Consider the following 21,724-nt stretch of genomic DNA (forward strand, 5'->3'; position numbering starts at 1 on the left):
TATGGTAAATATAGAAAATGGGCTGAATTCCAGATTCAGCCCGTTTTAATATTTGCTTAATGGTTAAGAAACAGATTTTTCAGGAGGCGCGTACTCCAGCTCAGCCAGTTTCTGTATCTCCATAAATAAAATATGATGTTCTTCCATTTCCTTTATTCTAAATGAAAAACCGTCAATTTCAATGTTTTCATCAATTTTAGCATCAAATTTTTTAGAAAGGAACCAACCGCCAATGGTGTCTAAATCTTTATTTGAAATCGATGTTCCCAAAAGGTCATTGACGGTTTCAATGAGAACCTTCCCGCTGACAATATAATGAAAGTCCTTGATTTTACGTACCTCAGAAACTTCATCCGCATCGAATTCATCCCGGATTTCCCCTACAATTTCTTCAAGGATATCTTCAACTGTAACGAGACCAGAAGTACCACCGAACTCATCTAAAAGGATGGCCATTTGGGTTCTTTCTTTTTGCAATTTCAGCAGCAAATTTTGAATAGGGATGGTTTCAATTACGCTAATGACCGGTTTGATGAAAGGCGTTATCGGCTTCTCACTTACTATATCATGTGATATTTTTGTGGTTAAAATATCTTTGATATTCACAATACCAACAATGTTATCCTTATCACCGTTCATAACGGGATAGCGTGTATATTTTTGTTCTTTAATTAGTGAAAGGATATCTTTAGGCTGATCATCGATAGAGACACCTACTATTTCAGTCCTAGGCACCATTATTTCTTTAGCAATTCGATTATTAAAATCAAAAACGTTATTTACATAGGTTAATTCTGATTTATTAATTTCACCGCGTTGATAACTTTCCGAAAGAATGATCCTCAATTCTTCTTCGGAATGGGCCATCTCGTTTTCAGAGGCCGGTTTCAACCCGAATAACCCTGTTAACTTTCTCGATGAAGCATTAAGCACCCAGATGAAGGGATAAAACAAGTTGTAAAACCAAATCATCGGTTTAGCAAAAATGAGCATAATCGTTTCCGCCTTTTGGATGGCAAAGGATTTGGGAGCTAATTCTCCGACAACCACATTTATAAATGTTACGAGCGCGAAGGCAATTATGACCGATAAAATATGTGTGAGGGAACTGTTTAAATGAAATAGATGAAATACTGGCTGTAGTATTTTTGAAACAGTGGGCTCTCCTAACCAGCCTAAACCAAGAGCAGTAACAGTGATTCCGAGCTGACAGGCTGATAAATATTCATCCAAGTGCGTTACCACATGTTTGGCAGCCTTTGCCCCACTTTTTCCTTCTTTAATCAGTTGATCGATACGTGTGCCTCTTACTTTTACAATCGCAAATTCTACCGCTACAAAAAACGCAGTTAATGCAATGAAGATGGCAATGATGATCAGGTTAACTATGTCCAAATGGTTGGCCTTAACATCGTTAAGACCTACACCCCCAGTCGTAATAATGGTTTTATAGAAAATTAGTCATCTACTATATTGACTTGTTTAAATATGAACTATAGTTCAATTATTACATAAAACCATATATTTTGTCAAAGAAAATGTGAACCCTAGTTCATGTTTTGAGCAAGAAACCTTTTTCCAAAATACTGAAACTTTTACTCCGATTTATCGTATACTTAATAGGAATATTTTACATATGTGGAAATAGGGGTGTTGAAAATGGAATTGGAAAAAGAGATGAATGTGAAGAAAGAGAGTCCGAGTTTAGTAGGGATGTTTGCGAGTCCTGGGCTGCAGTTTGAAAGGATTAAGGGAAATCCGAAAATTTGGGTGCCCCTGATCATTATTACTATTCTTTATACAGTTGGAACGACGCTAATGGCACTTTCTATGGATACGGACACATTAATTGGTACAGGGGTTCCAGAAAATCAAGTAGATCTTATTTTAGGATTCACAAAGGTAATGATGGCGGTGATGGGATTATTTATACCCATATTCGGTGTGCTTATTAGCAGTGTCATCCAATTAATTATTGCTAAAATAGCTAATGCAGAGGTTACTTTTAAACAGTTATTTTCAATGAATACCTATATCATGATGATCGGAGCAATCGGGCTCCTTTTAAACATGGCGATTAGATTTGGAATTGGTGGAAATCCGGAAATCTATATTACCAGTTTAGCAGGTTTGTTAAATTCAGAAAAAGCAGGTGTCTTTGGTTCAATTGAAGTATTTGGGATATGGGGCGTGATATTAACCGCTTTGGGACTTCATAGAACAGCGCAATTTTCTAAAGGATTGGCTTGGACGATTGCGATTGCCATCTTCTTACTTCAAATTGGCTTTGGATTGATTGGAACGCTCTTACAAGGAGCGCCGAAACTATAATGAAAAAGAAAACGTGGATTGCAATTGGTGTAATTAGTCTAGTCATCATCATGATTTCCGTCAGTGTTTACCGGCAAGTTTTTGCAAAAGGACCTACCGTCAAAACAGCTGTAATCAAACAGGAGGAAATATCTTCGCTATTGATGATCCCAGGTACAGTAAAACTTCAAGAGGAACAAATGGTATATGCCGCCCCTGACAAGGGAGAGCTGAAGGAACTGCTTGTGGAAGAAGGACAGACGGTCAAGAAGGGAACGGTTGTGGCAAAGCTTCAAAATCCACAACTTGACTTAGAAATTGAACAAAACAAATTGGCGATTGAATCGGCTAATTTGAAGATTAACCAAATGGATAAGAAAATAAAACAGTTAAAGGACAAGGAAAAGACTTTGGCAGACCAAGTTGGTAAAGAGGAAGCAAAGAAACAGCTTGCTCCCGAACAAGAACAGCTTGAAATGGAAAAAAAATTAGCTAATTTGGATTTGAAGCAAACTTCACTCCAAAAGGATATGATCAGCAAGCGGCAAGCTGAATTAGAGATTAAGAGTACAATAGACGGTGTGGTGTTATCTGCGAAGAAACCGGAAACCTCTTCAATGGAAGGAACCATGGCTGAACCTTTTATACATATTGGTAAGCTGGAAGGAATGACAGCAGCCGGACTTTTATCTGAATATGACACATTAAAAGTTAGCAGTGGGCAGCAGGTTATTTTAAAGTCTGACGCAGTTCCGGGTCAAGAGTGGCAAGGTGAAATCACAAAAATTGCTATTCTCCCACAGCAAAGCCAAGCGGCTATGCAAAATGGGAGCCAGGCTGTCCAGTATCCCGTCACTGTAAAAATTTCAGGTGACACGAATAGCTTAAAACCGGGTTTCCAGGTGATTATGGAAATTGAAACAGAGAAAAGGACTGCTATGGTGCTGCCAATCGATGCGGTGCATGATGATGGTGACAAGCCTTATGTGTTTATTGTAAGGGATGGAAAAGCCCAAAAGCAGAAAGTGAAAACGGGGATTACATCTGGTGAAAAGATTGAAGTCCTTGAAGGTGTATCAAAGGGCGACCAAGTTATTGTTATTGGACCCGATAATCTTAAGAACGGGTTGGAAGTGACAGTCAAATGATCCAGCTCGATTCCATCACTAAATCGTTTTTACTTGGAAAAGAAAGTGTGCATGTATTAAATGGAATTAGCCTTGAGATTGTGCAAGGCGAGTTTGTTGCTATTATGGGACCATCAGGCTCAGGGAAATCGACCTTGATGAACATCATCGGCTGTTTAGATAAGCCTTCCGAAGGAGAGTACTACCTTGGAGGAGAAAATGTCTCGCACTATAATGACAAGGAATTAGCGCGGGTTAGAAATCAATCCATCGGGTTTGTCTTCCAGCAATTCCATCTGCTGCCGCGCTTATCTGCATTAAAGAATGTTGAACTTCCAATGATCTATGCTGGTATATCCAAAAAAGAGCGCCAGGCTCGAGCTGAAGAGGCATTAGTAAAAGTAGGACTGTCAGATCGGATGGACCACCTTCCTAATGCCTTATCTGGAGGACAAAAGCAGCGGGTAGCCATTGCAAGATCCATTGTGAATAGGCCTAAGCTTATTTTAGCGGATGAACCGACAGGAGCACTTGATACGAAAACTAGCAAGGATATCATGGAACAATTTAGAGAACTAAATATGGAGGGGGTAACGGTTATCGTTGTTACCCACGAGTCTGAAGTGGCGGAATATGCAAACAGGACGATTATGGTTAGGGATGGAATGATTCAGTCCCCTTCTGTAATGGATAGGGGGCGATCGTTATGAGTTTTATGGAAAACCTCGCCATGGCATTAAGCTCCCTTAAAGCACATAAGATGCGCAGTATTCTGACGATGCTTGGGATTATCATTGGGGTCGGTGCAGTCATTATCGTTGTGGCCATCGGACAGGGTGGAGAAGCGATGTTGAAATCACAAATTACCGGACCGGGGAATACGATTGAAATGTTTTATCAGCCTTCTGATGAGGAAATGCGAGCTAACCCTAATGTTTTTATGCAGGCTCCGTTTAAGCAAGAGGATATACGTGCCCTCGAACAAATACCGGAAATTAAGAGAGTTGTTGCTTCAAGCACGAAATTATCGGCAGCCAGGTTTCAAAAAGAAACTGCTGATGTCTCGTCAACTGGTATTAATCGGGCCTACTTACAATTGAATGAGTTAAAGGTTGCAAAAGGAAGAAGCTTCTCTTCTGCTGATTTTCTTGGCGGCAGACGTGTTGGACTCATTAGCGATAAATTGAAAGAAGAATTATTTAAACAGGAAAGCCCTGTCGGTAAAGTTTTGATGGTTGCAAACCAGCCAATCGAAATTATCGGAGTTTTGGAAAAGCCGTCAGGTCTGCTTTCATTTGGTTCAATGGAGGTTTATCTTCCGTTTCAAACATGGAAAAATTTTTACGGCAGCAGCGATTTTACCCAGGTTACGCTTCAAGCAGCTTCTGCTGAACAACTTCAGGCCGCTGGTAAAAAGGCTGCTAAGCTTCTCAATAATATGCATAATACGGATAAATCCTATCAGGTTATCAATATGGAAGAAATCGCCCAAGGAATCGGGCAGATTACAAAAATCATGACCTTGATTATCGGGAGCATTGCCGGAATCTCTTTATTTGTTGGTGGTATTGGGGTCATGAATATCATGCTTGTATCGGTAACAGAAAGAACAAGAGAAATTGGTATCCGCATGGCACTTGGAGCAACCCGCGGCCAGGTATTGACGCAATTTCTCATAGAATCTATGACATTGACCTTAATTGGCGGTATTCTGGGGATTTTTCTCGGCTGGGGAACAGCCACAGTGGTAAGCTTTTTTGCAGGCTGGCCGTCCTTGATCTCATGGCAAGTGGTGTTAGGCGGCGTTTTATTTTCGATGGTTATTGGGGTTTTGTTCGGCTTACTTCCGGCCAACAAAGCCGCCAAGCTTGACCCAATTGATTCGCTTCGGTATGAATAGCGGAAAATAATATTTTGTCTTGAGGCACAGATCATATGGTGCCTCAATTTTTTTAGCCTTGGATCGTTGCTGAAATGTTGGCAGAAAGGGAACGGTATGATAAGATAATTCGTGAAATATTCAGTTAATTGTTATCGGTTAACTGATCCAAAATGATAGTTTAGAAGGAGACGAGTCGAGGATGGAAAAAGTGAGTGTAGAGAGCAAAGGTTATTTTGGAGAGTTTGGCGGTAGTTTTATCCCAGAGGATTTGCAACAAGTGATGAATGAGCTTGAGGAACAGTTTTTAAAGTACAAGGATGACCCGGAATTCATTGAAGAATATAAATATTATTTAAAAGAATATATTGGGCGGGAAAATCCGCTAACATTTGCTGAAAATTTAACTAAGCAAATTGGCGGTGCAAAAATATATCTTAAACGTGAAGATTTAAACCATACAGGTGCACATAAAATTAATAATGCGATTGGACAAATTTTATTAGCAAAACGGATGGGTGTGAAGCGGATTATTGCGGAAACGGGGGCCGGACAGCACGGTGTTGCGACCGCTACAGCATGCGCCATGTTCGGGATGGAATGTATAATTTACATGGGTAAACTAGACACCGAGCGTCAAGCACTAAACGTTTTTCGCATGGAATTATTAGGAGCCAAAGTCGTTCCTGTTGAAAAAGGCCAAGGCCGCTTAAAGGATGCCGTCGATGAAGCCTTGGGCGACCTGGTGCAAAACTATAATAATACCTTTTATTTACTAGGTTCAGCGGTGGGGCCGCATCCATACCCTACAATGGTCAAACATTTCCAGGCGATTATTAGTGAAGAATCGAAGCGTCAGATCCTAGAAAAAGAAGGGAAACTACCAACAGCTGTGATTGCCTGTGCAGGCGGCGGCAGTAATGCGATTGGAGCGTTTGCCCATTATATTGATGAACCTAATGTCCGCTTAATCGGAGCTGAACCAGCGGAAGCACCAACATTAACTGAAGGTGTCCCCGCCGTCATCCATGGTTTTAAATGTTTAACGCTGCTAGATGAAAAAGGGGAACCGAAGCCAACCTACTCAATCGCTGCCGGCCTGGACTATCCTGGTGTGGGACCAGAGCATAGCTATTTGAAAACCAGCGGCAGGGCTGAGTATGTAACAGTCACAGGCCAAGAGGCGTTGGAGGCATTCCAATTGCTGAGTAAAATGGAGGGGATCATCCCGGCATTGGAAAGTTCCCATGCTGTTGCACATGCTATTAAGCTGGCAAAGGATTTGGCAGGGGATGATGTGTTAATTGTGAACCTCTCAGGCCGCGGTGATAAAGACGTTGAGCAAGTATTTAATATGTTAAAACAATAATAGGAGGGGGCGGGTCAATAATGGCTCGTCCTTATTAAAATTAACCTGAACTAGAATAAAGTTGTGTTTTTAGGGGGATGGTTTTACATGGGGAATTTAACCTTTATTAAAGACTATAAAGATCATGAACAATTAAGGAACAGCTTTAATGAACTTGCATTAAACACGTTTGGTATAGAGTTTGAAACCTGGTATCAGCACGGATATTGGACTGAAAAATATCAACCATATTCATACATAGACAATGGTAAAGTAGTAGCAAATGTTTCTGTTAACCTCTTAAACTTGGTGATCAATGGTGAGTTAAAACAGGCCGTTCAAATTGGTACGGTGATGACGCATCCTGATTATCGAAATAAAGGGCTTTCGAGACTGCTGATGGATAGGGTCTTAGAGGATTTCAAACATGTTGACCTTATTTATTTGTTTGCCAATCAATCAGTATTGGATTTTTATCCGAAATTTGGTTTTCAGAGGGTGGAGGAAGTGCAGTTTGCCATGGACTACAGCCATAAGTTCCCACCAAATCCACCCGTAATAAAAAAATTAGACGGCGGCAATTCTGAGGATTTAGCCTTCATCTTTTCCTTAGCAGCTGATAGGGTCTCAGGCTCTAGGACCTTTGGGACGACAAGCAGTGAGGAGCTTTTGATGTTTTATTGTATGATGGTTTTCAGTCATGACCTCTATTATCTTGAACAGGAAAAGGCACTAGTCATCTTCCAAATAGAAGACGATATTCTACACCTTTATGATGTGGTTTGTATGGAGGATGTAAATGTTTATAGTATTTTGAGCAAAATCGCCGGAGCAAATATTAATAAAACGATATTCCACTTTCATCCCGATGATAAAGAAGTAATGTTAACTGAACAGCCATACCAAACGAATAATCCCCTCTTTATCAAGAACCAAACAAACATCACACTGCCAGCTGAATTTAAACATCCAATAACATCGCAGGCATAGTGTAAAGGGTGCCTGTCACCATTGTTAACCTACCGCTAGTGACAAACTTGGTTTTGTTTCTAGTGGTTTTTTTATCTTTTTATGTTTCGGGTGGTGCGGTAGAGTATTTTTCTGGGTTGTGTGAATATATTTAATCATACTTAGGGATTGTATTTTAAGTAAAAGGGGAGTTTTATGAATTGGACAAGGGTTAGGTTTTACATAAACAATAGTAGGGCGGAAAATATGTCTTTTTATAAGCGGAGTTGTTTTATTTTTTTTGGTGCATCGCTTGTCGCAATTTCATTGCAATTATTTTTAGTGAAAAATTATGTGATTGACGGGGGCATCATTGGAATAAGCATTATTCTTTCATATATCACCCGGGAGGAAGTAGGTTTGTTTCTTTTACTATTGAATACACCCTTTTTTATCATTGCTTATTCTTATCTAGGAAGAAGGTTTCTCATGCTCAGCCTTTTCGCCATCCTTGTTCTGTCAGCAGGAACATACCTGCTTGAACCGATTCCTGTTCTTACTCATAACCCCATTTTAGTGATTATCCTTGGCGGTTTCAGTTTAGGTTTAGGTGTCGGTATCACGATTCGGTATGGCGGATGTTTGGATGGGACAGAGGTATTGGCTATCTTGTTTAGTAAACGTTCCCCTTTTTCGATTGGACAATATGTCCTGTTTTTTAATTTATTCATTTTTGGAAGTTCAATTTTCATATTCGGTTTATATGAGGCCATTTACTCATTGGCAACCTTTTTCGTCGCATATAAAACGATTGATTTTTCTATTAAGGAATACTAATTATTTGTCGAAATTTTAGTTAACCAAGATTTTCAGTTTTTATTTTATTTCAAAAATAAAGAAGCCCGATCATTTAACTATTGATCGGGCATTTTCTATTACTCATTTATTTTTTAAAAACTCTAGTACTCTTTTATTCACTAAATCATTTGCTTCCGTTACATAGATGTGGCCGGGACCCTGAATGGTTAAAAATTCTGCTCCGGGAATGGTTTCTGCTAATGTAACTCCATTTTGGTACGGTACTAATTTATCTTCATTTCCGTGAATGACTAAAGTCGGAGCGGTAATTTGGTCAATTTCACTTGAGGTATCATGGGCCAGGCAGGCTTGAAGCTGCAGCATGTTAGCATATGGCTGGATTGGTAATTCTATTGGTTTTTGTATGTCTTCTGCTACTAAATCCCGCTGATTTTTTTTCAGATAATAGTAGATTATATGATGATAGATACTTTGGAAGAACCAAATACTAGGGTTGCGTTGAAAATAAAAAGAGCTATTTACGAAAGATCTGGCTAGAGTTCAATAAATATTCATCTTTAACTCAATAAAGGGATTGACTTAAATCCTCGATTTTATTATGTTTAGGTAAAACATACCAACCGGTTAGTTAAGAGGAATAGTAATGGATCCTAAACTCCATGATTCAGTTTTAACATACAAAAAAATTGAAGCAGAATTGAATAAAAGAATCCATGCCCACACCAATTCCCGAACCTTTACGATTGCTTTTGGAAGGGCGATGGAGACACATCTGAAAAGGGTAAGGATTCACAGAAGATTTACAACCAAGTGGTTAAAACTTCTTGAGCTTGCGAATAAGGATGAAATAGCTGCCCTTTCTATCAGACTCGTAGATTGCGAAGAAAAGATAGATTTTCTGGATGACACTGTTTATCTGATCAACAAAATGCTGAAAGGGAATCAACTCCAGCTTAAAATGGTTCATGAATCGTGGGAAGAATTGTTCACTTTTTTGAAAAAGTGAAGTAAGGGAAATACGTGATAAAAAAATTAATTCACTTGAAAAGGAATTACTGGAATTAAGAGCATTATTTAATCATGAATTTGATATGGTGGATATTGAAAAAAATAACAAAAGGCTAACGAGGTGAATGTAGATGTCAGGTAATAAACCTTATGATCCATATGAATCCCTTCATAAGTTTGGTTTATTGTGGGAGAAACAGATCAATGATTTTATCTATCTTTGGACAAATAATAAAGAATTTGTAAAATTGTCTCATTTAGGGACGGAACTCCATTCACGCTCTCTTGAAACGTTTAAAAAAAATCAAGAGGCACTGGCAAGTATGTTAAATTTGCCAACAAAAAATGATGTGACGAATGTAGCCAACTTAACTCTTCAAGCAGAAGAAAAAATGGAAGCGCTTGAGGAGCAAATTTGGGAGCTGCAGGATTCTGTAAAGTCTCAAAGTAAAGAAATTGAAAGTGTTATTGAAGTATCCAAGGAAATTATCAAACTAACAAAGCAATTAAAAACTGAGTTAGTGAAAACAAAAAAAGACCTGGCGGATACAAAGGACTTACATGCAGAACTTCAAGATATGAAATTTGAACTTTTAAAACTAAATGATTTTAAACAGGAATTTGAGACGATAAAAGATCTTCTTAAAGGAGACAAGGCAGCGGAACCGGTATTAACTGGAGCAGGTTCAGGAAATTAATGGGAGGGAGTGTTAACACCTTGGCGACAGAATCACCTTTAAAGGGGTTAATTCCAGAACTGGATGTTGAGAAAGAAATGAAGCGATGGTCCCACCTATTTAAGGTTTTAAGTGAACCGGAGCCGAAAGTTGGCCATACACCAAGAAATGAAGTATGGCGGAAAAATAAATCGACCTTATGGCATTATCCGGCAAAACAGAAAAAATACGGAATCCCCTTATTTTTCGTGTATTCCCTATTTAATAAACCATATATCTTAGATATTGCCCCTAAAGCAAGTGTCATTGAGGGCCTTACCAATATGGGCTACGAGGTGTATTTATTAGATTGGGGTTCACCGGGCTATGAAGATAAAAAAATGGGTCTCGATACGTATATTGAAAAATATTTGAAGACCGCTGTAAAGAGGGCGATTCGCCATTCTGGTGCGGAAGAAACCACTCTTATTGGTTATTGCTTAGGAGGTACGATTGCGTCTATCTACGCAGCGATTGCGGAAGAACCGATAAAGAATTTGATTGTTGCCACGGTTCCAATTGATTTCAAACCATTTATCGGCCCGGATCAGTGGGCAGAAGGCATGCGAAATGGTGATATAAATATCGAACGTTTTATTGATACTTACGGGATTGTATCGCCTCAATTAGTGGATGGCATGTTCAGGGCAATTGGAGCGCCGATTTACTTTACAAATTATACGATGCTACTAAGCCGCGCACATGACCAACGGTACGTGGATAAATGGCGCAGAATGAATAAATGGACACTTGATCAGGTTCCATTTGCCGGTGAGGCCTATAGACAATTAGCCTATGACCTTTTTAAAGAAAACAAGCTGGTTAAAGGCGAATTAATGGTTGGAAATAAAAAAGCTGACTTAAAAAATATTACCGCAAATTTATTTGTTGTTTCTGGGTCTAGAGACAATTTGATTTTAGAAGAGCAGAGTAAACCAATTATGGATTTAGTCTCAAGTGAGGATAAAACCTATATCTCGGTGGAAGCTGGGCATGTTAGTTTAGCTCTTTCCGGTTTGTTCGCAAAAATTGTGGACCAATGGGCTTCTAGCCGTTCAAATCCGCTATAACGTGATTATGTAATAATGTTCAGGACAAGTAAATAGATAATAAGTATGGGCAATGAGGGGGGGAGGGTGCATCCTTCCCCTTTAGCTTGCTATTTTGTGCTTATTTAAAAAGTTGCGGAGTACGTTGTTAAAGGCATCTTTAGCCTCAAGCTTTGCAATGTGGCCTGTATTCCTAAAGATGACAAACTCCGAATGAGGAATTTGTTTATGCATCAAAAATTGAACCCATACAGGAATAACAGAGTCGTATTGACCGCCAATAATTAAAGTTGGCACTTTAATCATAGGAAGTAAACGAAGGTTATTCACTTTAAGACAGGCTTCCATTGACTTGAAATAGAATTCGCTATTTGGCTTATAAAATTGATAAAAATCTTCAAAGTTTTCTTTTGTCCAAGAATAGAGGCAAACCTTTGCCGCCGTTTCTCGTAGTGCATCAGGGGATTTATTTTCAGCACGTGTCTGGCGAAGTTTTAAAAATAGTTTGCCAAGTTGTTTTGGAGCATAATGAAATGTACTTACAAGCATCAATGACCGGCATATTTCCGGGGCCTGGCGATAAATTTCTTGTGCTACCATTCCACCCATCGACAAGCCACAAATGTGTGCGCTTTCAATTCCAAGCCCTTTTAAAAGCGTAATGACGTCATAGGCAAAGTTTTTAATTGAAATTTCACCGGGTGATTGGTACTCACCATGTCCCCGTAAATCTGGAATGATTAAATCATACTGATCAGCAAATTCAAACTGGTTTGACCAGCCCTCTTTTATTTCTCCAAGACCATGAATAAATACTAATGGTTCTCCAACGCCAAATCGCAAATAAGGAATACCGGAGCTCAATTTAAAAAGTTCTCCCAATTTTAATTCCTCCCAGGGTTTTTTTAATTATATGTTGCCAATATTTGCGATGTGTAAACATTTATAATATTCTGATTAATTAAATATATAGTGACAGCAACCCTTTTATACCCTATATATGTAAAATACATATATCAACAAGCAATAGTAGTAATCGGTTTTCTTTAAAAAAATTATATTTAACATCTTTATAATCGTTGTGACGAAAGGTTTTGTAAGATGTAAGAATTTTAGGTAAAATAGGGATTGTAATTGAAAAAAACGAAGGTACATTTAGATAAGAAAGTAGTGTAAAGTATTTCAATTGAAAACGAGGTTTCGCCCATGATTAAAAGGTATATGACATTCCAAAAGAATAATGGTATTGCACCATATATATGGACCATTCTTTGCATATTACCTTTCTATTTTATTTTTCAATCCCAATCCACTATTGAAATAGTTGTCGGGATTTTACTTACCTTTGTGTTCTTTATTCTCTACCGGATTGCATTTATTTCAAAGGGCTGGCCAGTGTATCTTTGGACTTTAATCCTAATTGGAATATCGATCACAGCGTCCAGTCTATACAGCTATGTTTATTTCGCCTTCTTCTTAGCCTATTTTATCGGTAATATTAAAGACCGTATTCCCTTTTTTACCCTGTATTTTATTCATTTGATCAGTACTTCTGCTTCGATTAACTATAACATCGTCATTCATGAAAAATTATTTTTAACACAGCTGCCCTTTGTTATCATCATTTGGATCAGTGTCATCCTTCTTCCGTTCAGCATTCATAATCGCAAGGAGCGGGGACAGTTGGAAGAGAAACTTGAGGACGCAAACAAAAGGATTTCTGAGCTAGTCAAAATAGAGGAACGGAATAGAATTGCTCGTGACCTTCATGATACACTTGGACAAAAGCTTTCATTGATTGGTTTGAAGTCAGACTTAGCACGGAAATTAATTGTGAAGGATCCTGAGCAGGCCAGAAATGAGTTGAAAGATGTTCAGCAAACCGCACGAACAGCGTTAAGTGAAGTTAGAAAAATGGTATCCTCGATGCGCGGAATTCGCTTGAAGGATGAAATTATCCGGGTTAAACAAATGATTAAGGCGGCTCAAATTAATTTTGTAAGTGAAGGAGACTTCACCTTGGCAAATGTTTCGCTGTTAACTGAGAATATTTTAAGTATGTGTTTGAAAGAGGCCGTAAACAATGTGGTGAAACACAGTGAGGCTAAATCTTGTTGCATTTCTGTCGAGCAATTGTGGAAGGAAACGGTTATGACAATTCGTGATGACGGTGTTTTTAAGGTTGCACCGGATATGTTAACTGAGGGTCATGGATTGATTGGCATGAAAGAACGGCTGGAATTTATTAATGGCAGTCTAGAGGTATTGACAAAGGGTGGAACAACTTTAATTATTAGAGTACCGAATGATGTCAAACCATTGGAGAAGGGGAGCGAAAATGATTAGAATCGTTATTGCTGAAGACCAGCAAATGCTTTTAGGTGCCTTTGGTTCACTGCTAAATTTGGAAGATGATATGGAAGTGGTCGGAAAGGCTTCAAATGGAGCAGAAGCTGTTGCGCTAGTTAAGAAATTTCAGCCTGATGTCTGCATTATGGATATTGAAATGCCAGGAAAAAGCGGCCTTGAGGCGGCGGAAGAGCTTAAAGGTCTTGGCTGTAAAGTTATTATTTTAACGACCTTCGCCAGAACAGGTTATTTTCAACGTGCGTTAAAGGCTGGTGTGAGCGGCTACCTGTTAAAGGATAGCCCAAGTGAAGAATTGGCGAGTTCGATCCGAAATGTGATGGGTGGCAGACGGATTTATGCACCGGAATTAATGGACGATGTGTACGGTGAAGAAAATCCACTAACCGACAGGGAAAAAGAAGTGCTTGAGCTAGTTGCGGATGGAAAAAACACGAAGGAAATCGCCGAAGAGCTCAGCATAAAGACAGGGACTGTCCGTAATTATATTTCCGTTATCTTAGATAAGCTTGAAGTAAAAAACCGCATCGAGGCCATTACTCAATCAAAAGAAAAAGGATGGTTTAAATAAGGTGTTTTTACGGTGTCATGCACCGTAAAAACACCTTATTTTATTTCTGCAGCACTTAATGGTTTTATTTTTCTGAAAAATGTAATATTATTTTTTGGTGGGATGAAGATGTAATGGACCCCAATCCTGTTCGGCTATTTAGAAAGACTTGAAAGGAATTGATTCACTAAATGGGAGAACCTTTAAATAACGTTATTAATAGTGAGGGAATCTCTCGCTCAAAAAGGCTATGGATGGCAGCTGTGTTGGGTACGTTAGCAGGGTTTGGCCCGTTGTCCATTGATATGTATTTGCCGGCGCTTCCCGAGCTGGCAAAAGATTTTCATGCAAGTCAGTCACTTGTTCAGCTGAGTCTAACTTTTTTCTTGCTTGGTTTATCTTCTGGGCAGTTATTGGCCGGACCAATCAGTGATGTTCGCGGCCGCCGCCTTCCGCTTCTTATTGGTTTGATGACCTATTTTGTTGTTTCACTATTGTGCGTTTTCAGTCCGTCGATCTGGACATTAATTGGATTACGGTTCGTTCAGGGGTTAGCAGGGTCTGCGGGGATTGTCATCTCAAGGGCAATCGTCCGCGATTTATATTCCGGCCCAGAATTAACAAAATTCTTCGCGTTGCTTGCACTAGTTAATGGAGTTGCCCCGATTTTGGCCCCTGTACTCGGTGCACAACTCCTAAAGATGGTTCCTTGGCAAGGCGTGTTTGTGGTCTTAAGTTTAGTGGGATTAGTTATGTTTTTTGTCGTATTCTTCGGTTTACCGGAGACCCTTCAGAATGAAAGAAGATCAGCAGGAGGCATAAAAAATACATTCATTACCTTCCGAAATCTTATTAAGGATCGCAGCTTCTTCGGCTACGCTCTTGCTCAGGGACTTGTATTTGCTGCCATGTTTGCCTATATATCCGGCTCTCCTTTTGTTGTGCAAAATATATATGGGGGTTCCCCGCAAATATTTAGTCTGATTTTTGCCATCAATGGTATTGGGATCATGATTACCAGTCAAACAACAGGCAGGCTGGCTGGAAGGGTTCACGAGTCTAAGCTTTTTGTTATTGGATTGGGTTTATCCTTAATCGGAGGAATCGTGGTACTGGCTTTGTTGTATTTTCATGCAAGTTTATTTCTTATTTTGGTGCCACTATTTTTTGTTGTTTCAAGTGTTGGTGTGGTGAATACATCTGGATTTTCACTTGCGATGCAAAATCAAGGGAAAAATGCAGGCAGTGCCTCAGCTCTTTTAGGGGTTTTATCGCTATCCATGGGTGCACTGGTAGCACCGCTTGTTGGGATGGGGGGAGAGCAAACTGCAATACCAATGGGAATTGTGATTTTATGTGCCAGCGGTGGTGCTGTCCTTTCCTACATTTATCTTGTCCCAAGAAAAAAATAAATTTTATGCGGCAGCCGAATCCATTTCTAATTGGCTGCCGTTTGGAATTTCAAAAAAAAACATTACAGCGTTCCACGCAATCAATTTTACGGAGATTCGCCCCTATACTATACAAAACGTTTGATTGATTCATATACCTCAAATGGTCTTTCTTCTGGGAGCGCATGGCCGGTTTCTTTTAAAACAATCAGTTCAGAGTTAGTTAAATCTTTATTAAGTTGTTCTCCAAATTTCAGCGGAATTGACTTATCGTGATCCCCCCAAATTAATAAGCAGGGGGTTTTGATTTGTTTAAGTGCTTCTGTAGGAAGATCTCCCTCACGGTCACGAATCATTCTTGTCAGAGCAATGAAAATTTCATCTTGTAAAAAGGGCTGAAGGTACCCGTTAATCATTTCATCATTTATGATGGAGTGATTGTAAAGCGCATCCTGAAGATTTTTCTTCACACCAGTTCTTGCAAACCAGTATTTTACAAACATATGGAAATACGGAATGTAACTGGTTATTATTAATGGTAATTTGGAACGTTTCAAATAAGCTGAGCTGCATAGCAGGATGGCTTTGTCTGCTATTTCTGGCATCATGTGCAGGATATTGAGTACAATTTGTCCACCCATCGAATGACCAATAAAGGTCATATTTTTTAACCCTAAAGATTCTGTTAGTTTGATGACAGTTTGTGCGAGGTTCTTATAGGAATACACATATTGGTGACATTTCGCACTTTTTCCAAATGGAGGAAGATCAATTGATAACACTTGATACTCTTTTTTCAAAAGCGAAATTAAATGACGAAAGGTGAACGTAGAAGAAAGAAAACCATGCAATAAAACAAACGTTTTTTCCGATGTTTGGCGTGGATAAAATTCATAATAAATATTTATATTATTGATCGGCTGGTAGCCAGTAAATACGGCTTGTTCCATACATCCTCCTCCAAATTCAACATTAAAATGGTTAAAATTAATGTTCCCCAATTTTCAAAGCTTACACCAAAAAATATAGAGGCAAAAGCTATAGGAAAAAGGAGTGAATTTAAATTTTTTGAATAATTAGTACAAAATACATATACAAATCTGCTAAAATAAAATAAAATTGTTAATTTTTGGCGCACTGTCCACTGCAGGCGGACAAATTGAGATAAATGTCTTTTTACGGTGCCTGACACCGTTTATAAGGGAGTGATGGTTTGAATATTATTGAGGTTTTTCAAGTGGGCAAACTGTTTAATGGTCGTTCGATTCTGAAGGATGTTTCTTTTACGATTGAGGAGGGGAGTATTAATGGTCTGTTAGGGCCAAATGGAGCAGGGAAGACAACGATGATCCGTTTGCTTAATGGGGTCATTAATGCTACAAGCGGCACGATGAAGGTTGTGAATTATGACCCTAAAACGCAAGGTGATGAAATTAGACGAAGGTCAGGGATTGTGACAGAGAGTGCTGCCCTTTACCATGACATGAGTGCATGGGACAATCTTGTCTTTTTTTCTAAGATTTATAATGCCTACGATCCGAAGCGTATCACCCATTTGCTTGAGCAATTTGACATGGTGGATAAAAAGGATCAATTGGTTGGCACGTATTCGACAGGGATGAAAAAAAGAATTACCTTAGCGAAGGCTCTCCTACATAAACCTCAGCTTTTATTCCTTGATGAACCGACAAATGGATTAGACCCGGAAGGGATCAATGATGTGATCCATTTATTAAAGAAGGTAAATGAAGAAGAAAAGGTAACGATTGTCATTTGTTCCCATGTCCTCCACCAGCTTGAAACTATTTGTGATTCTTTCTTGTTTTTACAGGAAGGGCGGATTATTGATAAGGGTACTAGAAACGAACTGGAGGAGAGGTATTTAGCAGAGATAAAGCTTTTGGTCGAAACAGGACTAAAACCGGTTGACACTAGCAGATACGCGGGATTCCAATACATAAGGAAAAGTCCAACACAGCTTGAATTCACTTTACCTTCTAAAAATAAGATTACTCCGCTGCTGCAGGGGATTCTTCTAGAGTCTTGGATCCACTCCTGCGAAATTACGAACAGGAGTCTAGAAGCCCTTTACTTTAAAATTAGAGGTGAGGACCATGAATAAACAAATCATAGCGGCCATTGCTAGGAAGGATCTGAAGGCAACCTTTTCATCTAAAAAGATTTGGGTTCCGATGATCATTCTGCCTTTTTTGCTTTGTATTATTTTCCCGTCAGTCTTTGCCTATATTGGTATCTACACTGAGTTAATTGGCGATTCCTCGAAGGATCTAGAAAAACCAATTAATGATTTCATTAAGAGTTTTCCCAATGACCACATGCGAAACACTCTTGCAGCTCTCCCGACATTGGGATACCAATCTGTTTATTTCTTTTTAAACTTTATGATGATTCCCTTTTTCTTAATGGTCGCAATTATTAATTCGATGGTAACAGCCTCCAATAGCTTTGCAGGGGAAAAGGAAAGAAACACACTTGAAACCTTATTGTTCGCCCCAATCTCTGTGAGCGAATTATTTATAGGAAAGGTAATCGCTTCTTTCATTCCATCCTTGCTCATATCCTTTGCGGCATTTTTACTTAACGCCATTATTGTTAATATTATTACCTATCCATATTTTAAAGAAATTTTGTTTTTAAATTCGACATGGCTCATTTTAATGTTGTGGGTGATTCCAGCTTTGGTGATATTTAATATCATCCTGAATGTGCTCGTTTCAGCGAGGGTAAAGTCTTTTCAGGAAGCACAGCAATTTGGCGGGCTTATGGTATTACCAGTTGTTGGCCTCATTATCAGTCAAGCGAGCGGCCTGTTTTTCCTGAGTCCATTAATACTCCTTTTAATTGGTGCAGCCCTGCTCATTGCCAATGGCTTCCTACTCAAGGTAATCACGAAATTCAACCAAAGAAACACACTATTCGAAAGCCAGATTCATTAACAGTAAGTTTGTAAGGGTATGTCCGTCATGGGTGGACGGTGTCTTTATATGGTGCCTGACACCAAAAAGAATCAAAAAATTTTTTAAAAAAATAAAATAAAGTGTTTGAATTTTTAGAAAACTACTTGTATAATGGAAAAAAGCTTAAGGGGTTGATTTCCATGGAAAAGAAATTACTAAATTCACCACAACATTCTGAAGAGTATACAGATGCTGCAGTTGCTGAGATGTTCCTAAACAATGTTCTGCTTGAATTTAAGCGGGAGAAAATCCGCAAGGAAATCGACCAAACATTACAGGATGGGAACAAGGAATTATTCCTTCAACTCACAGAGGAATTAAAGAAGATTTCGTAACTTTATTACTATCGAACCTACTTTTACTAAAAGAATCCCCAATCCATTGGACTGGGGATTCTTGGCCGTTTCAGCTGCAGCTCAATACATATTGTCTTTGGGGTATGAACTTAGGTATGATGATTGTTTAAGGAGTGGTTCAAGTGAAAGAAAAAATTCTCGAAGAAATTAAACGAATTGAACAGCAATACGAGGTGAAAGTTTGTTATGCAGTAGAGTCCGGGAGCAGGGCGTGGGGCTTTCCTTCAAGGGACAGTGATTATGATGTTCGATTTATATATGTCCATAAAAAAGATTGGTATTTGTCGATTGAGCAAAAACGAGATGTCATTGAGCTTCCGATTGATGAACTCCTTGATATAAATGGCTGGGAATTGCGCAAAGCCTTAAGGCTTTTTAAGAAGTCAAATCCCCCTCTAATGGAATGGTTGCATTCTGGAATTGTTTATTATCAAGCTTATTCCTTAGTAGACAAAATGAAGGACATTCAAGAGAAAGTATTTTTACCGCAATCGGCACTGTATCACTATTTAAATATGGCGAAGGGGAACTTTCGTGATTACCTTCATCGGGATCAAGTGAAAATTAAGAAATACTTTTATGTCCTGCGTCCAATTTTAGCCTGTATGTGGATTGAAAGGCATAATACCGTTTCCCCAATTGAATTTCAAATTTTGGTCGAAGAACTCCTCGAAGAGGGACAACTTAAGCAAGAAATCCTTACCTTGCTAGAGAGGAAAATTAGAGGAGATGAGTTAAACCTCGAACCAAAGGTTAATGCTATTAATGAATTTTTGGAAAAAGAAATAACTCGGTTGGAGGAATATACTAAGACCTTGAAGGTTTCGAAAGAAGATATCACGCCTATGTTGGATAAACTGTTCAGAGAAGTTTTGAAAGAGGTCTGGTCACAATAGTAATCATTAAGTAACCGTTTGGGAACCCCAAGCGGTTTTTTAGTTTTTATTTGTCCTTTGGCAAGAAAACAGAAAATATGACAATTTTTTTACCTTTTTTTGTTTACATAAAAGGAAACCACTGGTAAGATAAAAATGCATTCAAAATTTGAATTCATAAAGTAAGTATGTATTCATAAAATGAAAAGAGGGGGGTGGTATAGTGAGTGCACCTGCTGCAAAACTAAAGACGAATAAAAGTTTACTAGAATTAAAGAGATCTAGAGGTAAGCTTTCATTAACTCCTTTACTCTTTATTCTACCAGCCATAATTCCGCTTATCATATTTTGGATTTATCCAATGGGTAGGTCACTGCTTATTAGTTTTACCGATTGGGATTATGTCAGTCCTGAATATGGTTACGTGGGTTTTAGTAATTATATCGATCTTTTAACTGATCCGGCATTTTACATTGTCCTATTAAATACGGTTGTTTTTTCCATGGGAGTGGTCATTCCCTGCGTTGTAGGGGGACTCCTGCTTGCGTTATTTGTAAGTGGAAATGGGAAGGGAATGGGAATTTATCGGACATTGATTTTTTCACCATGGGTAACACCAACCGTTGCCGTTTCCATTGTATGGTCTTGGATTTATGAGCCCAAAGTCGGTTTGGCAAATTGGGTGTTAAACCTGTTGCAGCTGCCACCACTTGAATGGACCTCAAGCTCGACCTGGGCAATGCCTGCGGTAATCATTGTCAGCATTTGGAAGGGTGTTGGCTGGTCGATGATCTTTTACTTGAATGCCTTGAAAAAAGTACCAATCAGTCTATATGAAGCAGCTTCATTAGACGGGGCAAGCAAATGGCGTCAATTTTTACATATTACGATTCCATTTATCTCGCCAACAACGCTGTTTTTGGTTGTGATTACCTCGATCGATGCACTTCAGGCCTATGACCAAATTCAGGTATTAACTCAAGGAGGCCCGGCAGGAAGTACAAGGACGTTGCTTTATTTCTACTATCAGACAGCATTTGAAGAGTTTAATATGGGTAAAGCAACTGCGACGGCCATTCTGTTAGTAATCATTACAGCGGCATTTTCGTTCATTCAATTTAGGTTATCAAAGCGTTGGGTTCATTACCAATAAGAAAGGGGGACCAAATTTTGAAAAAAACACCTTTATTTGTGGTGAAGCATGTTTGTTTGATCTTTATTAGCATAATGATGGTTTTCCCGTTCTTGTGGATGGTGATCAGTGCGCTTAAGACGAAGGATGAAATCTGGCAATTTCCACCGACATTGTGGCCGGAAAAGCCTATGTGGCATCATTTTTCAGAAGCATGGGCGATAGCTCCGTTTGACCAGTATATTTTTAACAGTGTTTTTACGGCAAGCGCTATTGTCTTCATTCAAGTAATTAATTCGGCACTTATCGCTTATGCTTTTACACATTTAAAATTTAAAGGTAGAAACCTGCTATTTTCCATCATTCTGATAACATATATGCTGCCAACTGCCGCGACGTATGTACCGAGCTACGTTATTTTAGCCGATTTTCACTTGTTAGATACGTATTCAGGTTTGATTTTATCTAATGCTGTAAGTGTTTTTGGGATATTTCTGTTTAGACAAGCGTTCATGCAGGTTCCAAGAGAATTAGTCGAGGCCGCAAAGGTCGATGGTGCAAGGCACTGGACGATTATTTGGAAGATTATTTTTCCGACAACAAAAGCCTCCTTCATTACGTTTGCGTTGATCAGCTTTGTCCAGAATTATAATAGTTATCTTTGGCCAACGTTAATTACAACGAGCGAAAGTAAATATTTGATTACAACGGGGCTACGACAATTTTTTATTCAAGAAGGGGCCTATGGCATTCAATGGCCGCTCATTATGGCTGCTAGTGCATTCGCCGTGCTGCCGTTATTAATTTTGTTTGTGTTTGTGCAGAAATGGATCATCTCTGGAATTAGTGACCAAGGATTAAAAGGATAATA

General features: G+C 38.9%; 23 protein-coding genes. 19 read left to right on the plus strand and 4 right to left on the minus strand.

Going from position 1 to position 21,724, the window contains the following annotated elements; genetic code table 11:
- Positions 1 to 63 precede the first annotated feature (63 nt).
- On the minus strand, positions 64 to 1,395 hold the full coding sequence (locus ACIQXV_RS21935; protein ID WP_402962088.1) for a hemolysin family protein: 1,332 nt from the start codon (positions 1,393 to 1,395) through the stop codon (positions 64 to 66).
- A gap of 264 nt (positions 1,396 to 1,659) precedes the next feature.
- On the opposite strand from ACIQXV_RS21935, the gene yknW reads away from it, so the two are divergent.
- The 7 genes from yknW (at position 1,660) to ACIQXV_RS21970 (ending at position 8,449) form a co-directional block, all read left to right on the plus strand.
- Entirely contained in the window at positions 1,660 to 2,331 is a 672-nt protein-coding gene (yknW, locus tag ACIQXV_RS21940) for a YknW family membrane protein (protein WP_402962090.1), read from the plus strand.
- A complete protein-coding gene (locus tag ACIQXV_RS21945; protein WP_402962092.1) occupies positions 2,331 to 3,458 on the plus strand; it encodes an efflux RND transporter periplasmic adaptor subunit in 1,128 nt (375 codons plus the stop codon). Before yknW ends, ACIQXV_RS21945 begins: the two co-directional genes overlap by 1 nt.
- Positions 3,455 to 4,147 (plus strand): ABC transporter ATP-binding protein, encoded by a 693-nt coding sequence (locus ACIQXV_RS21950; protein WP_402962093.1) that lies wholly within the window; start codon positions 3,455 to 3,457, stop codon positions 4,145 to 4,147. Before ACIQXV_RS21945 ends, ACIQXV_RS21950 begins: the two co-directional genes overlap by 4 nt.
- Positions 4,144 to 5,337 (plus strand): ABC transporter permease, encoded by a 1,194-nt coding sequence (locus ACIQXV_RS21955; RefSeq protein WP_402962095.1) that lies wholly within the window; start codon positions 4,144 to 4,146, stop codon positions 5,335 to 5,337. The genes ACIQXV_RS21950 and ACIQXV_RS21955 overlap by 4 nt, the downstream gene beginning before the upstream one ends.
- A gap of 181 nt (positions 5,338 to 5,518) precedes the next feature.
- The gene (gene trpB / locus ACIQXV_RS21960; protein WP_402962097.1) at positions 5,519 to 6,685 is read left to right on the plus strand and encodes a tryptophan synthase subunit beta; all 1,167 of its coding nucleotides are present in this window, start codon (positions 5,519 to 5,521) and stop codon (positions 6,683 to 6,685) included.
- 87 nt (positions 6,686 to 6,772) lie between these two features.
- Positions 6,773 to 7,654 (plus strand): GNAT family N-acetyltransferase, encoded by an 882-nt coding sequence (locus ACIQXV_RS21965; RefSeq protein ID WP_402962099.1) that lies wholly within the window; start codon positions 6,773 to 6,775, stop codon positions 7,652 to 7,654.
- A gap of 225 nt (positions 7,655 to 7,879) precedes the next feature.
- Positions 7,880 to 8,449, plus strand: coding sequence for a YitT family protein (locus tag ACIQXV_RS21970; protein WP_402962100.1), 570 nt, complete (start codon positions 7,880 to 7,882; stop codon positions 8,447 to 8,449).
- 102 nt (positions 8,450 to 8,551) lie between these two features.
- On the opposite strand, the gene ACIQXV_RS21975 is transcribed toward ACIQXV_RS21970, so the two are convergent.
- The gene (locus tag ACIQXV_RS21975) at positions 8,552 to 8,794 is read right to left on the minus strand and encodes an alpha/beta fold hydrolase (protein WP_402962102.1); all 243 of its coding nucleotides are present in this window, start codon (positions 8,792 to 8,794) and stop codon (positions 8,552 to 8,554) included.
- A gap of 280 nt (positions 8,795 to 9,074) precedes the next feature.
- On the opposite strand from ACIQXV_RS21975, the gene ACIQXV_RS21980 reads away from it, so the two are divergent.
- The 3 genes from ACIQXV_RS21980 to ACIQXV_RS21990 all read left to right on the plus strand — a co-directional run bounded on the left by ACIQXV_RS21980 (position 9,075) and on the right by ACIQXV_RS21990 (position 11,225).
- Complete coding sequence (locus ACIQXV_RS21980) at positions 9,075 to 9,437, plus strand: hypothetical protein (RefSeq protein WP_402962104.1); 363 nt, start codon at positions 9,075 to 9,077, stop codon at positions 9,435 to 9,437.
- 133 nt (positions 9,438 to 9,570) lie between these two features.
- Positions 9,571 to 10,137: a polyhydroxyalkanoate biosynthesis repressor PhaR gene (locus ACIQXV_RS21985; RefSeq protein WP_402962105.1), complete on the plus strand. Its 567-nt coding sequence runs from the start codon at positions 9,571 to 9,573 to the stop codon at positions 10,135 to 10,137.
- Between the two features lie 20 nt (positions 10,138 to 10,157).
- Entirely contained in the window at positions 10,158 to 11,225 is a 1,068-nt protein-coding gene (locus tag ACIQXV_RS21990; RefSeq protein WP_402962107.1) for an alpha/beta fold hydrolase, read from the plus strand.
- Positions 11,226 to 11,306: 81 nt separating this feature from the next.
- Here the strand turns inward: ACIQXV_RS21990 and ACIQXV_RS21995 are convergent, their stop codons facing one another.
- Positions 11,307 to 12,086, minus strand: coding sequence for an alpha/beta fold hydrolase (locus tag ACIQXV_RS21995; protein WP_402962109.1), 780 nt, complete (start codon positions 12,084 to 12,086; stop codon positions 11,307 to 11,309).
- Positions 12,087 to 12,410: 324 nt separating this feature from the next.
- Between ACIQXV_RS21995 and ACIQXV_RS22000 the strand changes: the two genes are divergently transcribed.
- From ACIQXV_RS22000 to ACIQXV_RS22010, 3 genes are all read left to right on the plus strand, one after another.
- The gene (locus ACIQXV_RS22000) at positions 12,411 to 13,550 is read left to right on the plus strand and encodes a sensor histidine kinase (RefSeq protein ID WP_402962110.1); all 1,140 of its coding nucleotides are present in this window, start codon (positions 12,411 to 12,413) and stop codon (positions 13,548 to 13,550) included.
- On the plus strand, positions 13,543 to 14,142 hold the full coding sequence (locus ACIQXV_RS22005) for a response regulator (RefSeq protein WP_402962112.1): 600 nt from the start codon (positions 13,543 to 13,545) through the stop codon (positions 14,140 to 14,142). The genes ACIQXV_RS22000 and ACIQXV_RS22005 overlap by 8 nt, the downstream gene beginning before the upstream one ends.
- Before the next feature lie 170 nt (positions 14,143 to 14,312).
- Positions 14,313 to 15,533, plus strand: a complete 1,221-nt coding sequence (locus ACIQXV_RS22010; protein WP_402962114.1) for a multidrug effflux MFS transporter — start codon at positions 14,313 to 14,315, stop codon at positions 15,531 to 15,533.
- A gap of 107 nt (positions 15,534 to 15,640) precedes the next feature.
- On the opposite strand, the gene ACIQXV_RS22015 is transcribed toward ACIQXV_RS22010, so the two are convergent.
- On the minus strand, positions 15,641 to 16,462 hold the full coding sequence (locus tag ACIQXV_RS22015; protein ID WP_402962115.1) for an alpha/beta fold hydrolase: 822 nt from the start codon (positions 16,460 to 16,462) through the stop codon (positions 15,641 to 15,643).
- A gap of 263 nt (positions 16,463 to 16,725) precedes the next feature.
- Between ACIQXV_RS22015 and ACIQXV_RS22020 the strand changes: the two genes are divergently transcribed.
- From ACIQXV_RS22020 to ACIQXV_RS22045, 6 genes are all read left to right on the plus strand, one after another.
- Entirely contained in the window at positions 16,726 to 17,634 is a 909-nt protein-coding gene (locus ACIQXV_RS22020; protein ID WP_402962117.1) for an ABC transporter ATP-binding protein, read from the plus strand.
- A complete protein-coding gene (locus ACIQXV_RS22025; RefSeq protein ID WP_402962119.1) occupies positions 17,627 to 18,469 on the plus strand; it encodes an ABC transporter permease subunit in 843 nt (280 codons plus the stop codon). Before ACIQXV_RS22020 ends, ACIQXV_RS22025 begins: the two co-directional genes overlap by 8 nt.
- A 161-nt stretch (positions 18,470 to 18,630) precedes the next feature.
- Positions 18,631 to 18,825, plus strand: a complete 195-nt coding sequence (locus tag ACIQXV_RS22030) for an IDEAL domain-containing protein (protein WP_402962120.1) — start codon at positions 18,631 to 18,633, stop codon at positions 18,823 to 18,825.
- Positions 18,826 to 18,968: 143 nt separating this feature from the next.
- The gene (locus ACIQXV_RS22035; protein ID WP_402962122.1) at positions 18,969 to 19,742 is read left to right on the plus strand and encodes a nucleotidyltransferase domain-containing protein; all 774 of its coding nucleotides are present in this window, start codon (positions 18,969 to 18,971) and stop codon (positions 19,740 to 19,742) included.
- 295 nt (positions 19,743 to 20,037) lie between these two features.
- Entirely contained in the window at positions 20,038 to 20,874 is an 837-nt protein-coding gene (locus tag ACIQXV_RS22040; protein ID WP_402962298.1) for a carbohydrate ABC transporter permease, read from the plus strand.
- A 17-nt stretch (positions 20,875 to 20,891) separates the two neighbouring features.
- A complete protein-coding gene (locus tag ACIQXV_RS22045) occupies positions 20,892 to 21,722 on the plus strand; it encodes a carbohydrate ABC transporter permease (RefSeq protein WP_402962124.1) in 831 nt (276 codons plus the stop codon).
- The last annotated feature ends 2 nt before the right edge of the window (positions 21,723 to 21,724 follow it).

The organism is Neobacillus sp. NPDC097160, assembly GCF_044762155.1.
In the GTDB taxonomy this organism is placed as follows: domain Bacteria; phylum Bacillota; class Bacilli; order Bacillales; family Cytobacillaceae; genus Neobacillus.

What these genes read in the sequence shown, in the direction of transcription:
- ACIQXV_RS22030 (WP_402962120.1), top strand. Translation starts at nt 18,631, where the DNA reads ATGGAAAAGAAATTACTAAATTCACCACAACATTCTGAAGAGTATACA.
- ACIQXV_RS21975 (WP_402962102.1), bottom strand. Translation starts at nt 8,794, where the DNA reads ATGCTGCAGCTTCAAGCCTGCCTGGCCCATGATACCTCAAGTGAAATT.
- ACIQXV_RS21950 (WP_402962093.1), top strand. Translation starts at nt 3,455, where the DNA reads ATGATCCAGCTCGATTCCATCACTAAATCGTTTTTACTTGGAAAAGAA.
- ACIQXV_RS21945 (WP_402962092.1), top strand. Translation starts at nt 2,331, where the DNA reads ATGAAAAAGAAAACGTGGATTGCAATTGGTGTAATTAGTCTAGTCATC.
- ACIQXV_RS22005 (WP_402962112.1), top strand. Translation starts at nt 13,543, where the DNA reads ATGATTAGAATCGTTATTGCTGAAGACCAGCAAATGCTTTTAGGTGCC.
- ACIQXV_RS21955 (WP_402962095.1), top strand. Translation starts at nt 4,144, where the DNA reads ATGAGTTTTATGGAAAACCTCGCCATGGCATTAAGCTCCCTTAAAGCA.
- ACIQXV_RS22015 (WP_402962115.1), bottom strand. Translation starts at nt 16,462, where the DNA reads ATGGAACAAGCCGTATTTACTGGCTACCAGCCGATCAATAATATAAAT.
- ACIQXV_RS21970 (WP_402962100.1), top strand. Translation starts at nt 7,880, where the DNA reads ATGTCTTTTTATAAGCGGAGTTGTTTTATTTTTTTTGGTGCATCGCTT.
- ACIQXV_RS21980 (WP_402962104.1), top strand. Translation starts at nt 9,075, where the DNA reads ATGGATCCTAAACTCCATGATTCAGTTTTAACATACAAAAAAATTGAA.
- ACIQXV_RS21985 (WP_402962105.1), top strand. Translation starts at nt 9,571, where the DNA reads ATGTCAGGTAATAAACCTTATGATCCATATGAATCCCTTCATAAGTTT.
- ACIQXV_RS22025 (WP_402962119.1), top strand. Translation starts at nt 17,627, where the DNA reads ATGAATAAACAAATCATAGCGGCCATTGCTAGGAAGGATCTGAAGGCA.
- ACIQXV_RS22000 (WP_402962110.1), top strand. Translation starts at nt 12,411, where the DNA reads ATGATTAAAAGGTATATGACATTCCAAAAGAATAATGGTATTGCACCA.
- ACIQXV_RS21965 (WP_402962099.1), top strand. Translation starts at nt 6,773, where the DNA reads ATGGGGAATTTAACCTTTATTAAAGACTATAAAGATCATGAACAATTA.
- ACIQXV_RS22010 (WP_402962114.1), top strand. Translation starts at nt 14,313, where the DNA reads ATGGGAGAACCTTTAAATAACGTTATTAATAGTGAGGGAATCTCTCGC.
- trpB (WP_402962097.1), top strand. Translation starts at nt 5,519, where the DNA reads ATGGAAAAAGTGAGTGTAGAGAGCAAAGGTTATTTTGGAGAGTTTGGC.
- yknW (WP_402962090.1), top strand. Translation starts at nt 1,660, where the DNA reads ATGGAATTGGAAAAAGAGATGAATGTGAAGAAAGAGAGTCCGAGTTTA.